Source organism: Myxococcus guangdongensis (assembly GCF_024198255.1).
In the GTDB taxonomy this organism is placed as follows: Bacteria; Myxococcota; Myxococcia; order Myxococcales; family Myxococcaceae; genus Myxococcus; species Myxococcus guangdongensis.
This window is the reverse complement of the sequence record NZ_JAJVKW010000010.1, coordinates 1-14,392: the sequence shown is the minus strand read 5'-3', so window position 1 is coordinate 14,392 and position 14,392 is coordinate 1. Positions and strand designations below refer to the sequence as shown.

General features: G+C 69.8%; 14 protein-coding genes and 1 rRNA gene. 9 read left to right on the top strand and 6 right to left on the bottom strand.

The window, feature by feature from the left end; all coding sequences use genetic code 11:
- Positions 1-186: 186 nt before the first annotated feature.
- On the bottom strand, positions 187-1,881 hold the full coding sequence (gene glpD / locus LXT21_RS27785; protein WP_323395043.1) for a glycerol-3-phosphate dehydrogenase: 1,695 nt from the start codon (positions 1,879-1,881) through the stop codon (positions 187-189).
- Between the two features lie 569 nt (positions 1,882-2,450).
- Between glpD and LXT21_RS27780 the strand changes: the two genes are divergently transcribed.
- The 4 genes from LXT21_RS27780 to LXT21_RS27765 all read left to right on the top strand — a co-directional run bounded on the left by LXT21_RS27780 (position 2,451) and on the right by LXT21_RS27765 (position 7,392).
- Complete coding sequence (locus LXT21_RS27780) at positions 2,451-2,858, top strand: hypothetical protein (protein ID WP_254041213.1); 408 nt, start codon at positions 2,451-2,453, stop codon at positions 2,856-2,858.
- A gap of 951 nt (positions 2,859-3,809) precedes the next feature.
- Positions 3,810-5,804 carry a TonB-dependent receptor gene (locus LXT21_RS27775; RefSeq protein ID WP_254041212.1) on the top strand — a complete coding sequence of 665 codons (1,995 nt, stop codon included), beginning with the start codon at positions 3,810-3,812 and terminating at the stop codon, positions 5,802-5,804.
- Entirely contained in the window at positions 5,801-6,556 is a 756-nt protein-coding gene (locus LXT21_RS27770; protein WP_254041211.1) for a hypothetical protein, read from the top strand. The genes LXT21_RS27775 and LXT21_RS27770 overlap by 4 nt, the downstream gene beginning before the upstream one ends.
- A complete protein-coding gene (locus tag LXT21_RS27765) occupies positions 6,553-7,392 on the top strand; it encodes a hypothetical protein (RefSeq protein ID WP_254041210.1) in 840 nt (279 codons plus the stop codon). Before LXT21_RS27770 ends, LXT21_RS27765 begins: the two co-directional genes overlap by 4 nt.
- Positions 7,393-7,529: 137 nt before the next feature.
- On the opposite strand, the gene LXT21_RS27760 is transcribed toward LXT21_RS27765, so the two are convergent.
- Positions 7,530-7,739 carry a hypothetical protein gene (locus LXT21_RS27760; protein WP_254041209.1) on the bottom strand — a complete coding sequence of 70 codons (210 nt, stop codon included), beginning with the start codon at positions 7,737-7,739 and terminating at the stop codon, positions 7,530-7,532.
- A gap of 212 nt (positions 7,740-7,951) precedes the next feature.
- On the opposite strand from LXT21_RS27760, the gene LXT21_RS27755 reads away from it, so the two are divergent.
- The gene (locus tag LXT21_RS27755) at positions 7,952-8,374 is read left to right on the top strand and encodes a hypothetical protein (protein ID WP_323395040.1); all 423 of its coding nucleotides are present in this window, start codon (positions 7,952-7,954) and stop codon (positions 8,372-8,374) included.
- On the opposite strand, the gene LXT21_RS27750 is transcribed toward LXT21_RS27755, so the two are convergent.
- On the bottom strand, positions 8,375-10,231 hold the full coding sequence (locus LXT21_RS27750; RefSeq protein ID WP_254041207.1) for a sensor histidine kinase: 1,857 nt from the start codon (positions 10,229-10,231) through the stop codon (positions 8,375-8,377).
- A 345-nt stretch (positions 10,232-10,576) separates the two neighbouring features.
- On the opposite strand from LXT21_RS27750, the gene LXT21_RS27745 reads away from it, so the two are divergent.
- Positions 10,577-10,921: a DUF2007 domain-containing protein gene (locus LXT21_RS27745; RefSeq protein WP_254041206.1), complete on the top strand. Its 345-nt coding sequence runs from the start codon at positions 10,577-10,579 to the stop codon at positions 10,919-10,921.
- Positions 10,922-10,960: 39 nt separating this feature from the next.
- The gene (locus LXT21_RS27740) at positions 10,961-11,950 is read left to right on the top strand and encodes a tetratricopeptide repeat protein (RefSeq protein WP_254041534.1); all 990 of its coding nucleotides are present in this window, start codon (positions 10,961-10,963) and stop codon (positions 11,948-11,950) included.
- 12 nt (positions 11,951-11,962) lie between these two features.
- Here the strand turns inward: LXT21_RS27740 and LXT21_RS27735 are convergent, their stop codons facing one another.
- Positions 11,963-12,262, bottom strand: coding sequence for a hypothetical protein (locus LXT21_RS27735; RefSeq protein ID WP_254041205.1), 300 nt, complete (start codon positions 12,260-12,262; stop codon positions 11,963-11,965).
- 65 nt (positions 12,263-12,327) lie between these two features.
- Between LXT21_RS27735 and LXT21_RS27730 the strand changes: the two genes are divergently transcribed.
- Positions 12,328-12,528 (top strand): SlyX family protein, encoded by a 201-nt coding sequence (locus LXT21_RS27730; protein ID WP_046717116.1) that lies wholly within the window; start codon positions 12,328-12,330, stop codon positions 12,526-12,528.
- A 3-nt stretch (positions 12,529-12,531) separates the two neighbouring features.
- On the opposite strand, the gene LXT21_RS27725 is transcribed toward LXT21_RS27730, so the two are convergent.
- Positions 12,532-12,978, bottom strand: coding sequence for a hypothetical protein (locus tag LXT21_RS27725; protein WP_254041204.1), 447 nt, complete (start codon positions 12,976-12,978; stop codon positions 12,532-12,534).
- A 256-nt stretch (positions 12,979-13,234) separates the two neighbouring features.
- Here LXT21_RS27725 and LXT21_RS27720 point away from each other — a divergent pair, with 256 nt between their 5' ends.
- Positions 13,235-14,206: a quinone oxidoreductase family protein gene (locus LXT21_RS27720; RefSeq protein ID WP_254041203.1), complete on the top strand. Its 972-nt coding sequence runs from the start codon at positions 13,235-13,237 to the stop codon at positions 14,204-14,206.
- Positions 14,207-14,319: 113 nt separating this feature from the next.
- Here the strand turns inward: LXT21_RS27720 and rrf are convergent.
- Positions 14,320-14,392: ribosomal RNA gene (gene rrf / locus LXT21_RS27715) — 5S ribosomal RNA — on the bottom strand; the annotation flags it as partial.

The window sequence follows — 14,392 nt, the reverse complement described above, 5'->3', positions numbered from 1 at the left end:
GCACCCCGGTCCGGATTCGACGGCCGGGATGAACGAGAGGACACCGCTTCCCGTTCCCCACGCGCAAGTTAAGCACGCCAGCCGTCCGGCTGCTCGCGGGCCTGTCAGGCGGAGGACGACTGTCTCGGGACGTGAGACACGCGGGCGTACGGCGTTGGACGGACGCGCGTTGTTTCGCCCGCCTTCTCAGGATTCAGCGCTGTCGACACCGAAGATACGCAGCGCGTCGGAGGCGTAGGTGTCGAGTTGACGGCGTGTCTCGGCCTCGTCCCAACCCAGGCGAGGGGCCATGACCTCGGCGGCCACCTGGGCGGCGCCGCGACCGAGGTCCCGGGTCTCGAAGGCAACCTTGAGTCGACGGATGAGCAGGTCGGAGAGCGTGTGCACCAGCTCGTGGGTGACGCCCCACACGGCCTCGGCGGCGCGATAGGGCAGACCGGGAGCGAGCGGCCGGGCGAGTGAGGTGTCCTCGCGGGTGAGCGCCCAGACGCGGCGCCAGCGGCTGCCGTAGGCGCGCACCAGGTGCGTGGCGGTGGCCGCGTCGCCGACGACATCGCGCGCGGCGGCGAGCTCCGCGTTCAGGTCGGGGATGTCGCCGCCGGGCAGGGGCAGTGACTCGGTGGGAGCCTTGCGGCGCGGTTGGCCGAGGTGCTTCTCCACCGCATCCACGACGTCGCGCGCCATGACGCGGTAGGTGGTGAGCTTGCCGCCGCTGATGGCGAGCACGCCGGTGGGGCTGAGGTCGATGTGGTGCTCACGGCTGGCGCTGCCCGCGTCGGTGGTGCCGTGGTAGCCGCTGGCGGAGAGGGGGCGGATGCCGGCCCAGGCGCTCACCACGTCCTCGCGGGTGAGGTGGGCCTCGGGGAAGAAGGCGTTGGCGGACTCGAGGAGGTAGGCGACGTCCGTCTCGCTCGCGCGGACCTCGGCGGGGTGCGCGCGCGTGGAGGTCTCCGTGGTGCCGATGATGGTGAAGTCGTCGGCGGGGAGCACGAACATCACGCGGCCGTCCTTGGGGGACAGCAGCGTGAGGGCGTCGTGGTTGCCCAGGCGCTTGCGAGGCACGGCGACGTGCACGCCCTTGCTGCCGCGCACGGCGTGGGCGTTGCCGTCGGGGGCATCGAGCTTGCGGATCTCATCGCTCCACGGCCCGGTGGCGTTGACGATGGCGCGAGCGCGCACGGTGAGCTGCTGACCGGTGAGGTGGTCCACGACGATGGCGCCGCGGGCCTTGCCGTCGACGACGTCCAGGCGTTGGACGGAGGCGTGGTTGAGGACGACGGCGCCGGACTCGGAGGCGCCGAGCGCGTTGGCCAGGGTGAGGCGGGCGTCATCGGTGGCGGCGTCGTAGTAGCGCGCGCCGCCCTTGAGGCCATCGGTGCGCAGGCCGGGCTCGGACTGGTGGAGCTGTTCGCGGTTGAGGCGCTGGTAGCCCTTCACGTTCCGGAAGAGGGAGAGGGCGTCGTAGAGCATGAGGCCCGCGTTGAGCTTCCAGCGGGGCACGCGCGCGCCGGCGTAGACGGGCCACACGAAGGCGAGCGGGCGCACCAGGTGGGGCGCGAGCGTGAGGAGGCGGCGGCGCTCGATGCTGGACTCGAAGACGAGGCCCAGGTGGCCGTGTTCGAGGTAGCGCAGGCCGCCGTGGATGAGGCGGGACGAGCGACTGGACGTGCCGCTGGCGAAGTCCTCGCGCTCCACGAGGGCGACCTTGAGTCCGCGCAGGACGGCGTCGCGCGCGGAGCCCGCGCCGGTGACACCGCCCCCGATGATGAGCAGGTCGAACTCCTCGGTGGCGAGGGCCTTCAGCCGCTCGGAGCGAGGCTTCGTCGGCGGAATGTCCCCCTCTGCGGACAACTGGCGGAGCGCTACGGATTCAGAACGCACACGCATATTGTAATGACGGTCCGCCCCGGGTGACACGGGAATCAATGCGCCGCGTCAAGAGGGACACAGCACCCACATCCCGAGGACGGGGACGGTGGACAGTCTCCCCGGGAGAGTGACGGGTGGGAGGCGGAGGACCCGTCCCCCGGGGACCTCCACGGCGGGCCCGTGGAGCCGGGTGTCCGACGCCTACATCGGGGACGCGGAGGAAGTCCTCGCGCTCAGCCGTGTCACCAGGCTTCACCCTCGCGCGTGGCCACAAAGCTTCCGGAGCCGCCGCGCACGCAGCATGTGCACACGGAATGGGCACAACACCTGCGCACGCGATGATGGCGGCGCGTGGACGGAGGCCCGCTGTATGCCATTGGCTTGGGGGGCGCCGCGCCGTCAACTGACTTCGTTGCGCGGCAGAAGGGCCTTCTCCGGGTGGCGTCGTGTTGCGAGGTCGCGATGCGTGCGCATTGAGTCCACGCATGAACGGGGCGGCGCGCGGCACGGGGGTGCTGCCTTGCACGGGCCAGTGAAGCCGGGTAGGAGGCAACCACCCCCCTGCCCTGTCGACCAGCTCCTTGCTGAATCCCCACGACCGACGAGACCTCGCGAGCCTGGGCCTGATGGTCCTGGTGTACGGGCTCGCGGTGGCGCCGGTGCTGCACGCGGTGGTGGGTCATGCGGGGCACATCGGTGGCACGGGGAGTGTGCACAGTCACGGTGGTCAGGCGCACAGCCATGAAGCGGCGGACGAGCGTGGCCTCGCGCCGAAGCCCACGAATCAGTCCCCCGAGGCGGGACATGGGCCGGATGGCCACAAGCACCTGACCGGCTCGGTGGAGCACCTGAGCGTGGTGGCGACGACGTGGGTCGTGGCCCTGGTGCCGGTGGTGCGGTGGGTGTCGTGGAAGCACGAGTCCGTGCATGCGCCGACGCGATTGCCGGGCGTACCGCCGCGGCCGACGGCGATGCCCCAAGGGCCCTAGGTCCACGGCGCTCGCGCTGAAGCGAATCCATCGAACGTGAGCTTCGGACCTTCCGCGCACCGGTTCTGCGCGATGAGGCGCCGGTGTGTTGCGTGTCGTTGCCCCACATCCATGACGGCGGAGGGTCTCCGTCTTCGAGCCAGGAGTGTCACGCGCGGTCCGCGTGCACCAGGGCCCGAGGACCGAGGCGACCCGCCGTGAGTGCCCTTCATGTTCACGAGAGTCGTGACCGTCGCGCTATCGACAGGTTTGTGGGTCCTCTGCGCACCGCTGCTCGCGGTGGCGCAAGAGGCGGAGCCACATCCCGCTCTCGACGCAGTGAGCATGCCCTCGTCGACGAGCGCACGCCCAACCACGAGCCCATCTGCTCACGAAGGGCTGAACACGGAAGCGACAACGCCATCCGAATGGCCCCGGGTCGCGCCCCCGCCTGCAGCGCTGAGCGCCTACGCGATAACGCCGTCCGCACAGCGCCGCATCGACACCAGGCTCCCGAGTGCGGAGCAGGGCACGACGCAAGCGACGACATCGCCCGCACAGCCCACCCGCATCGCCAGCCAGCCCCCAACGGTACAGCCAAGCGCCGAAGCGCCCACGCCCCCCACGGAGCCCAAGCCCCACCAGTCCCGTCAGGCCGAACCCGACACCGAGGCGCAAACCACCGCGGAGCCCAAGCCCCACCAGTCCCGTCAGGCTGAACCCGACACCGAGGCGCAAACCACCGCGGAGCCCAAGCCCCACCAGTCCCGTCAGGCCGAACCCGACACCGAGGCGCAAACCACCCCGGAGCCCAAGCCCCACCAGCCCCGTAAGCCCGAACCCGACACCGAGGCGCAAACCACCCCGGAGCCCAAGCCCCACCAGCCCCGTAAGCCCGAACCCGACACCGAAGCGCCCCCCGCCCCAGAGCCCCACCCCAGCCAAGCCACGCGAGCCGAGTCGGACACAAGCGTGCCTCCACCCACGGAGCCGAAGACCAACACGGTGGTCCGAGGCACGAGGGCACCCCAGAACGCCTCGGAACTCACCCTCGGTCGAGACATCCTGGACGCGGCGCCGCGCAGCGGAGCCGTGGACCTGCTCCGCGCCGTGCCCGGCCTCGTGGCCTCGCAGCACAGCGGAGAGGGCAAGGCACACCAGCTCTTCCTGCGCGGCTTCGACGCCCTGCACGGCCAGGACGTGGAGCTCGATGTCGCGGGCCTCCCGGTGAACGAGGTCAGCCACATCCACGCGCTCGGCTACGCGGACCTCAACTTCGTCATCCCCGAGGTCGTCCAGGCGCTCGAGGTGACAGAGGGTTCGTATCGCGCATCACAAGGTGACTTCGCCGTCGCCGGCACGGTGCGCATGGACCTGGGCGTCAAGGAGCAGGGCGTCCACATCGCGGGCACACTGGGCCAGTACCGACAGCGGCGATTGGTGGCCACCGTGCGCCCGGGCGAGGACCCGGAGACCTTCGCCGCGGTGGAGCTCGGCGAGGCCCGGAACTACGGCACCCAGCGCGGCTACGGCCGGGCCTCCCTCCTCGCCCAGGCAACGACGCGGCTCACCGACGGCCTCACCTTGAGGGCCCTCGGAGGCAGCTACGTCACACGCTTCGACTCGCCCGGCGTCGTGCGCGAGGACACCCTGCTCGCCGGCCAGCAGGACTTCTTCTCCGCCTCCACGCCACGACAGGGAGGCACCGTCTCCCGGCACCAACTCCTGCTCGGCGTCGAGCTCCCCCGTTCGGGCAAGGGCCGCACGAAGCTCGAGCTCTTCGGAATCCTCTCGGACCTGCGGCTGCGCAACAACTTCACCGGCTTCCGGGTGGACGAGCGGGGTGACGGACTCGAGCAGACGAACGACTCCATCATCCTCGGAGCGCGCGCCGAGCACCGTCGCACGGTGACGATGTTCGGCCGTCCCGTGGCCCTGGCGCTCGGCCTGGGCGCCAGGCGCGACGGCGTGGAGCAGACGCAGCGGCGCTACCGCGAATCGGACGGCACCTTCTTCTCCGACGAAATCGACGCCCACTTCACGCAGACGGATGTCTGGGGTTGGGCCGAGGGGCGCATGGTCCTCGGACGCTGGGCGCTGCGAATCGGAGGACGCGCGGACGCGCTCGGTGTCGAGGTCTTCGACGCGCTCGCCTTCCGAGACCCGCGCTTCTACGACGGCCAGGGCTACTCCCGCAGCGCCTTCGGTGTGCACCTGGGCGCGAAGGCGGGTCTCGAGTACGCGCTGTCGGACGACGCGACCACCTGGCGGCTGTTCGCCAGCTACGGCGACGGCTTCCGCTCGCCCCAGGCACGCAGCCTCTCCGAGGGAGAACGAGCCCCCTTCGTCTCCGTGCATGGCGCCGAGGTGGGCGCGCGCAAGGACGGAGAGACCTGGGCCGTGCAGCTCAGCGTCTTCGGCTCGCAGGTGGAGAACGACTTCTTCTTCGACCACACCGTGGGCACCACCGTGTACACGGGTGAGACGCTCCGCTCGGGAGTGACGGCGTCACTCCAGGCGCGCCCCGTGCCCGGCCTCGTCGCGGCGCTGAGTGGCACGGTGGCGCACGCCTACGTGACGAAGACCGACACGCTGCTCCCCTACTTCGCGCCCTTCGTCGCCAGGGCGGACGTGGGCTGGGAGCATCCCCTCGAGTGGTCCTGGTTGAGCGCCGAGCCCACCCTCTTCACGGTGGGCACGGGGCTGACATTCATCGGCCCGCGCCCGCTGCCCTTCGACGAGCAGAGTCGCTCCGTCTTCCTCACCGACCTGGACCTCGGCCTGCGCCGGGGAGAGCTGGGGTTGAAGCTGGAGGTGCGCAACCTCCTGGACGCGCGCTGGCGTGATGGCGAGTTCGTCTACAGCTCCCGCTTCGACCCGAGTGCCCCGGCGAGCCTCGTCCCGGCCCGACATTTCACCGCGGGGTCGCCTCGAATGGCCTCGCTCACCCTGGAGGTCCATCTATGAATCGCAGACACGTCCTGAGGGGCACGGTGGCCGTCGCGGCCCTGCTGCTCGGCTGTGGCAGCGAGGCCGAGCGCCGCGTATTCACCGTGGAGTCCACCGCGGCCCCACTGTCCGCCACACCCAACGAGCGAGGCTGGCGCATCACCCTCGACTCAGCGCACGTCTCGCTGGGCCCCGTGCGCTTCTTCGAGGGCCGGGTGCTGCTCTCCCGCGCCTTCGACTGGTACGCGCTCATCGGAGGCACGGCGCACGCGCACCCGGGCCACTACGTCCCCGGAGACGCCATGGGCGAGCTCTTGGAGACGCACACGGTGGACCTCCTGAGCGGGGTCACCCCCCTGGGCACCGCGAGCGCGGTGACGGGCGAGTACGGCTCCGTGGAGCTGACGCTGGCCACACCGACGGCGGCCACCGACGCGCGGGGAATCCTGAAGGGCCACGCCGTGCGGCTGGTGGGCACGGCGACGAACGCGGACGGAGGTCAGGTGCGCTTCGACGTGGAGGCGGACCTGCCCAAGCCCGTGGCCGGAGTGCGCTTCGAGAAGTCCCTCGGGATGGAAGCGGGCCGGGTGCGCATCACGGTGGACCTGTGGAAGTGGGTGGACCGCATCGACTTCGCCACCGCGACCGACACGGACGCGGATGGCATCTACACCTTCCCCGCCGACAGCCAGGCGCGCAATGCCCTGGTGCGCGGCGTGGAGGACACAACCGCCTACGTGGTGACGTGGGAAGAGGGAGCCGCGCAATGAAGAACTGGATGCTGGGGTTGTCGTGTCTGGGACTCGTCGCCTGCAGTGATGGGACGGGCAACGTGACGTTCACCACGTACGGAGAGGACTTCATCGAGAAGCAGATTCCTCCCGCGGTGGGCGACGAAGCGGGCTTCACCGACGGGTGGACGGTGCGCTTCGACAAGTTCCTCGTGGTGCTCAGCGAGGTGACGGTGGAGACGCACGACGAGGTGGCCGCGAAGCAGACGCAGGCGCGCGTGTTCGACGTGCACAAGCCCGGCCCCGTCGTGGTGGAGAGCTTCAAGGACCTTGGCGCGCAGAAGTGGGACCACATCAGCTTCGCGATGGCGCCGGTGGCGGACGCGGTGGCGGGCAACGCGGACGCCGCGGACGTGACGCTGATGAAGACGGAGGGCTACAGCGTGTACGTCGCGGGTCAGGCGACGAAGGACCGCGAGACCAAGCGCTTCCACTGGGGCTTCACCACGAACACGCTCTACGAGCACTGCGAGAGCCCCGAGCTGGGCGCGGGCGTGACGGTGCCCAAGGACGGCGAGGAGACGGTGCAGCTCACCATCCACGGAGACCACCTCTTCTTCGACGACCTCCAGTCGCCGGACGCGAAGATGCGCTTCGACGCCATCGCCCAGGCGGACAGGCTGGGCATCGCCGGACCGGACGGCGAGGTGACGCTGGAGGAGCTGGCCGCGGTGGACCTCACGGAGCTGCCCATCGACCAGTACGGCACGGGCGGCGCGGCCAACGTGCGCAACCTGCGCGACTTCGTCACGGCGCTGGTCCGCACCGCGGGCCACTTCCGGGGCGAAGGCGAGTGCTCGCCCCGCGCGCGCTGAAACACTTCGACGCACGACACGGCGGCGCGGTGAACCTCCGTCGCGCGAGCGACACACCGCGCCGGCCGTGATGGGGCCAGGCGCCCTCTCCACCGGTGCTGGTCCACCGGGAGTGGGGGCCTCGATCCAAGGGGACGTCAGTGCTTCGGCGGGTTCGAGCCTGGCTGCCCGCTGCCCGGAGCACCGCCTGGGATGGTGTTGCCCGGGCCCTTGCTCGGCGCATGCTCCTTGTTCATCTGATTGGCGCGGTTGTCCTGCGACGACTTCTGCGCGGGGTTGTTGGGATTCTTGGAGTCGGAGCGCTGGTCATTGGCGCTCGGCATCTTTCCGCTACCCTTGTTGCCCATCGGCGAACCTCCGGAGTCCCGAGCGGGAGTGCTCGAGAGGGCCGCAACGTAGAGAGAGGCCCGGCGGCGAACACTCGGGCGGAGGGCTCGCCACGCTGTCCTGAAGCGTACGTCCGGGTGTCGGGGCTGCGGCGCTGCGGGCCGTCCCTCGTCCGTGCGGGGATGTCGGGACGCGCCTGAGTGCCTACCTCCTAGGCACGGAGGTGATGGGCGTGAGGACGATGACCTATGAGCGCAGCGGCCGGACCAACACGGCGGCCCAGGCCTTGCGGTTGACGGGACTCGAACACCTGTCGGTCCTGGAGCAGGGCGAGGTGGTGTCGGAGCGAGCCCTGACGGCCCACGAGGTCCGCAGGCTCACGCCGCTGCTCGAGGAGGTGGGCCGCCAGCCGGCGCCCGTGGTGCTCGTGCCCCAGGCGGGCGGCCCCGACGGTCTCGCGGTGACGCTCGCGTTCGAGGACGAGGAGTCACCTCGGGTCCGACTGGCCACGGAGCGCCTGCCCGCGACGGGCGCGGGACCGCTCTACGACCTCCTGCTCTTGGAACTGGACGCAATGCTGACGCGGGAGCTGCACACCCGCGCGCCGAGACATGCGCACGTGGTGTTGCCGCACGAGCTGCGTCAGGAGGAGTAGTCAGAGGGACGCATCGGCCGAGGTGGCCGAGTCCTGCAACGGCAACCGGACGATGAAGGTGGACCCCGCGTGGGGCGCGCTCTCCACGCGGATGTCGCCCTGGAGCGCCTCGACGATCTGCCGGACGATCCAGAGGCCCAGTCCGAAGCCACCGTAGTGGCGCTGGGACACGGCGCGCTCGAAGCGTTGGAAGATGCGGGCGTGGTCCTCGGCGGCGATGCCGATGCCCTGGTCCTTCACGCTCAAGCGCGCGTAGCCGTCCTCGCGCGTGACGTGGACGTCCACGGGCTGCTGCGCGCCGTACTTGAAGGCATTGGAGAGCAGGTTGGTGATGACCTGCTCCAGACGCACACGGTCCCAGTGGCCGACGAGCGGCTCGGACACCACGAGCCGCACGGGACATCGCGCGCCCGCCGCATCCTCCTGGACCCGGGACACCAGCTCTTGGGTGAGCGACGACAGGTCCACCCGCTCGCGATGCAGGTCGAGTCGTCCCGCGCGGATGCGCGAAACATCCAACAACGTGGCGACGAGCTGGTGGAGCTGGGCGACGGAGCGCAGCGTGGACTCGACGCGGCGACGCACGAGCGAGGCCGTCGCCTCGGAGCCCATCGCCGGAGCGCCACGCAGCAGGAACTGGAGCTGGAGCTGGACGGAGGTGATGGGGGTGCGCAGCTCGTGGCTCGCGATGGAGAGGAACTCGTCGCGGGACTGCACCACCTCGCGCAAATCCCTCGCCAGGTCCTCCGCGGCGCGCCGGGCCACCACCAGTCCCGTCACCTCCACGGCGACGGCCATCACGCCCTGGACGACGCCTCGGGCATCACACCAGGGCTGCCAGCTGAAGTCGTGGAAGCGCTGCGGCCGGGAGAACGCGGGGGCGACGTAGGGGGACGCGGAGGCCAGGGGCACCTCGCGCCCGGAGAAGGGCTTGCCGTCGCGGTAGACATCATCGAGGAGCCGCAACATGCCGGGGTCCATGGCGGGCTGCAGGTCTCGCAGCGGCTTGCCGATGGCGTGGGCATCCACCTCCAGCAGCGCGCAGGCTTGGGGGTTGAGCAGCTCACAGACATGGTCCGGTCCTCGGAAGACGGCGATGGCGACGGGGGCCTGGAGGAAGAGTGACTCCATGCGCTCGCGCTGGACCTGCGCCTCGGCGAGCGCCGCGTGCTCACGTTCGAGCAACCGCGCGCGCTCGAGTTCATGCTGTCGACGCGCCGTCGCATCCCGGAACACCCACACGGCGCCGAGCTCCTCGTCGTCGGCCCCGCGCAGGGACACGGTGCACTCCTCGATGGGCAGCTCTCCGCCATCGCGTCGCTTCAGCGCGCGCGGCCACTGGGACCATGTCCTGGGAGGCGCCGCCTGACGCAGCGGGAAGGAGCCCGACTCGGGACGGGAGCGCAGCACGTGCGACAGGGGAACGCCCAGGGCATCCGACTCCGAACACTGCAGCAGGTGCGCGGCCGCGGGGTTGAGGTAGCGCACGACGCCCCGGTTGTCGGTGGCCAGGACCGCGTCGTTGAGGCTTCGCAGCAACTGCGCCTCCAGTCCGGAGGACGGCGCGGGGGGTGCGAGCGAGGGCGCCGTGACGCGCTCCTCCACCGGGACACGTCGCGCCGCCAGGAGGGAGGCGAGCGCCCCCACGACGAGGAAGAGGACGATGGTGCTCGGCGCGGAGGGGCTCGAAGGCGAAGCGGGACCGAGCATGAGGAGGAGCGTCCCCATCAGGGTCGCCAACCAGGCGGGGCCCACGCCGCCCGCGAGCGCCACCAGGAGCACGGTCGTGAGCGACAGCAGCAGCGCGGTGGTTCCGGGCAGGACGAACCACCACGAGGCGAGGCCCGTGAGGCTCACGCAGAGGACGGCGAAACCGTATCGGACCCACGCGAGGTGTGTGGGAAGAGTCGAACGGAATTGGAGAGCGTGCGCACGCATGGGACGGCGTCTCGCATCCTGGACAAAGGCTTCACACAGTGAGTGGAGGGTGCGCCGGGAGACTCTCGGGCAGCACCCCGCCGACGTTGATTTTCACCTGGACGCGCGGTGAAAGGCAAACACCGGGGGACAGGCGACAGATGACCCGTTTGGGTTGTGACAAAGCATGAACAATAAGCAGACGAGCAGGCTTCGGTGAGAGAAGGCGGGACGTGGGCGGTGGGTGTGGTTGCCGTGCGCCCCGTCATCTGTGAAGAGAGAGACATGAAGCGTGTGCAGTTCTCCGTGCACCGCACGGTGGGAGAAGCGCGGCTGCTGGCGGGGACGCTGGAAGCCGAGGGAATGTCCGTCCAGGTGCGCGGCGAGTCGCTTGCCCCGCTGACTGGAGAGATTCCGAGCGGCGAGACGTGGGTGGAGCTCTGGCTCCATCCCGAGGACGTGGAGCAGGCGCGAGCGGTGGTCGCGGAGCTGAGGGAGAACCAGGAGGAGGCGTCGCGCACGGTGGAGTGTCCGGGGTGTCGGGAGGAGAACCCAGGCAACTTCGAGCTGTGCTGGAGCTGCGGGGTCGAATTGCCTCGAGGCCTCCGGCCGCGACTTCGGGCAGTGTGAGCCACATCGGCGGCTTGGCGAGAACGGGACGTGCGGCGGATGGAAGCGGAGCAGCAGCAACCCCTCACCGAGGCTGTGCCCGCCGTGAAGCGGCGGCGCTGGCGGGCCGACCAGGGCCTGCGCGGCATGCTGGTGGTGTGCGGCGTGGCGTTCCTGATTCACCTCATCCCGCTGCTGCTGCCCAGGAACATGCCGGAGCAGGAGTTGAGCATCGCGCGAGCCACCTCGCGGCCCGAGCAGCGCGTCAGGCTGCTGCTTCCCTTGCGCGAGCATCCGAAAGCGACGCCCGCGGAGCTGCGTGAAGCCGCGGAACTGCTGCTCGACGGCGCCCCCTCCGAGGCACACGAGTTGGTCCTGGAGGCGGAGCGACGGGAGCCCGAGGCGCTGGAGACGCAGCTGCTGCTCGCGCGCGTCTGCGAAGTGGAGCGGATGGAGCGCTGTGTCCGCACTGCGCTGGAGCGGGCGAACCAGCTCGCCCCCACGGACGCTCGGCCCGACGTGTTCCGAGCGGAGCTCCGGGAGCGCGGGGGCGACACGGTGGGCGCGTCCGAGGCGATGAAGGCCGCGTTCGAGAAGGCCCCTGGGGAGCCGCTCATCGGGCTTCGTTACGCGCGACTCTTGAGTGCCGCCAGGCTGCCCTCCGAGGCGTTCTCGGTGCTGACGACGCTGAGGGGCAAGGTCCCCCTGGCGCGACTGCTGGTGGAGCAGGCGTTGGTGTTGCGCGCGGACGGCCAGGGCGCGGAGGCCGTGGCGGTGTTGCGCAAGGCGACGCTGGAGGACCCCAGGCTCTCGCTCGCGCACTTCGAGCTGGGGTTGGCCTTGTTCCGTCTGGGAGACCTGGACGGCGCCCAGGATGCCCTGAGACAGGCGGACCGGCTGGATTTGGGGAGCCCCAAGTCCCTGGCGGCCCTGTGCGCGATGCAGCTCGAAGCGCGTCGAATCGACGACGCGCGACTGACGCGGATGGACCTCGAGCGCCGTTTCTCCGGACGCATGGAGCTCATCCGTCAGTCGTGCAGCCTGCCGTGACAGGGCGCGGGCTCAGCGAGGCTCGATGCCTCGAATCTGGCGGAGCATTCGCGCGGAGGCCTTGACCTCGTGGTCCACCGCGCCATCGACGCGCTCGGTCCGGACGACGGCCAGGAGATACGGCAGGGCCTCGTCGTCGCGCTCCTGCAGGAAGAGCAACTCCCCGAGCGCGAAGCGGGCACGCGTGAGGAGCACCAGGTCCTCCTGGGCGACGGACGCGTCGATGGCGTCACTGAGCGCGGACTCGGCCAGCTCGGATTGTCCCCGGGCGAGGAGCTCGCGGGCACGTTGAAGATGTTCCTGGACGTTCATGGCAGGACGCCGGGGCGCTGCGAGGAAGGGACGACGAGGGCCACTCCGAGGTAAGGGTGGGCCCCATGGACGAGTCGCGCATCACCGAGCTGGAGCTTCGCTACATGCAGCAGCAGGAGACGCTGCAGGAGCTGAGTGACGTGCTCTATCAGCAGCAGCGAGTCATCGAGGCGCTGCGCGTGGAGCTGGACCTCCTGAAGAAGAAGCTGGAGGCCGAGCCCGGCTTGGTGGACGCCCGTCAGCAAGAGCGTCCACCGCACTACTGAGCTTCAGAACTTGTAGCCCAGGCGCAGACCGATGACGGGGTCGGGGTCCAGGTAGCCCACTTCCACGCCAATGCTCGCGGCCTTGCCTTGCAGGCCGAAGCCGAAGGCGGCATGAGCGCGAAGCGCGTCACCCCGGCCCATGACGATCCAGGGCCCGACGAGTCCTTCGACGTAGACGCCCGCGCTGGCGATGTTCGCGCGGAGGACGAGGTCCAGGGGGATGCCGACGTCGTTGCCATCGGTGATGAGCGAAGCACCGAAGCGAGCTCCCACAGAAAGGGGCCCCGCGAGCCGACCTTCCACTCCCAAGAGGAAGCTGAAGGCCGCGCTTTGATCAATCCAGTAGTCGGCCCCGAGCCCGACGCGAACGGTGGCGGCATCGGAGCGCATGGGCGCGACGAAGAAACCGGCCGCGAGCAGGACACCAAGCGAGGGACGAAGCAGCTTCATGCAGGAGGCTCCTCTTGCGTGGGGGGACCGCCACTCAAGCAAGCCCAGTGGACCGAGGCCAGTCACACGAGGCGTTCCCGCTGCGTTCCCGCACTTTTTCACGTCCATGGGTCAACATCAGCGGAACAGCGACAGCCCCAGCGGACCCAAGTCATCCCAGAGTGAAGGGCGAGCGCGTGAGCACGAACCTCGGAGGCGTGCGAATCCACGCGAGGGAGCAGCGGCGACGAAGTCACCTCGTCGTTACGACGCGGGGATGAGAGCCATTCGCTACCACGAGACAGGCGGTCCGGAAGTGTTGCGGCTGGAGGAGGTAACAGACCCGACAGCCGGTCCGGGACAGGTGCGCATCCGGGTGAAGGCCGCGGGCGTGAACTTCGCGGACACAGAGCGCCGTCGAGGCCTCTACGACGCGACATCCCCTCTCCCACGAATCCTCGGAAGCGAAGCCGCGGGCGTCGTGGACCAGGTCGGCCCAGGTGTCGACTCGCGCTGGGTCGGCAAGCGAGTGGTGGCCCTCGCGCAGCACAGCTACGCGGAGCTCGCGACGACCTCCGTGGATGAGCTCCTGGAACTTCCCGAGCACGTGTCCTTCGAGGAGGCCGCGGGACTCCTGGTCCAGGGCCTCACGGCCTGGCACCTCCTCTTCACGTCAGCGCAGGTGCAGAAAGGCCGCCGAGTCCTGATTCATGCCGCGGCGGGAGGCGTGGGTCTTCGCGCCATCCAGCTCGCCAAGACCTTGGGAGCAGTAGTGCTTGGAACGGTGTCGAGCGTGGAGAAGGCCGCGCTCGCGCGGGAGGCCGGCGCCGATGAAGTCTTCGTGTACGGAGGCGCGGAGTCAGTCTCGGATTGGGTGAAGCAGGTAACGGGAGGCAGCGGCGTGGAGCTGGTGCTGGACTCAGTAGGCGCCAGCACCTGGGCGAGCAGCCTCGAGTCGCTCGCGCCTTTCGGCCATCTGGTGAGCTACGGGAGCGCCAGTGGACCTCCGCCAACACTGGAGGTGGAGACGCTCTACGCGAAGTCACTGAAGGTCAGCGCGTACTGGTTGCGCACACCACACCCCGCCGCGCTGCAACGCCAGGCGCGTGAGGCATTGGGTCAGGCCCTCGCGGACGGACGACTTCGGGTGAAGCTGGGATTGGTGGTCGGGTTGGAAGAAGCCACCCAAGCCCACCGGCAGCTGGAATCCCGCGCCACCGTGGGCAAGGTCGTGCTCAGGGTCGCCTGAGCCGATCACCAGCCCCCCAGCGCGAGGAGCGCTGGGGCCTCCGGCTCGCGAAAGGGGGCGCGGAAAAAAGAAAAGCCCCCGTCGCACGAGGCGACGAGGGCTTCTCAAAAAGAATCCGGCAGCGACCTACTCTCCCACGCGGTTTCCCGCGGAGTACCATCGGCTCTGGAGGGCTTAACTTCCGTG

Coding starts and splice junctions, on each gene's coding strand:
- LXT21_RS27735 (WP_254041205.1), bottom strand. CDS start 12,262: ATGAACGTCCAGGAACATCTTCAACGTGCCCGCGAGCTCCTCGCCCGG.
- LXT21_RS27760 (WP_254041209.1), bottom strand. CDS start 7,739: ATGGGCAACAAGGGTAGCGGAAAGATGCCGAGCGCCAATGACCAGCGC.
- LXT21_RS27745 (WP_254041206.1), top strand. CDS start 10,577: ATGAAGCGTGTGCAGTTCTCCGTGCACCGCACGGTGGGAGAAGCGCGG.
- LXT21_RS27740 (WP_254041534.1), top strand. CDS start 10,961: ATGGAAGCGGAGCAGCAGCAACCCCTCACCGAGGCTGTGCCCGCCGTG.
- LXT21_RS27765 (WP_254041210.1), top strand. CDS start 6,553: ATGAAGAACTGGATGCTGGGGTTGTCGTGTCTGGGACTCGTCGCCTGC.
- LXT21_RS27725 (WP_254041204.1), bottom strand. CDS start 12,978: ATGAAGCTGCTTCGTCCCTCGCTTGGTGTCCTGCTCGCGGCCGGTTTC.
- LXT21_RS27720 (WP_254041203.1), top strand. CDS start 13,235: ATGAGAGCCATTCGCTACCACGAGACAGGCGGTCCGGAAGTGTTGCGG.
- LXT21_RS27730 (WP_046717116.1), top strand. CDS start 12,328: ATGGACGAGTCGCGCATCACCGAGCTGGAGCTTCGCTACATGCAGCAG.
- LXT21_RS27770 (WP_254041211.1), top strand. CDS start 5,801: ATGAATCGCAGACACGTCCTGAGGGGCACGGTGGCCGTCGCGGCCCTG.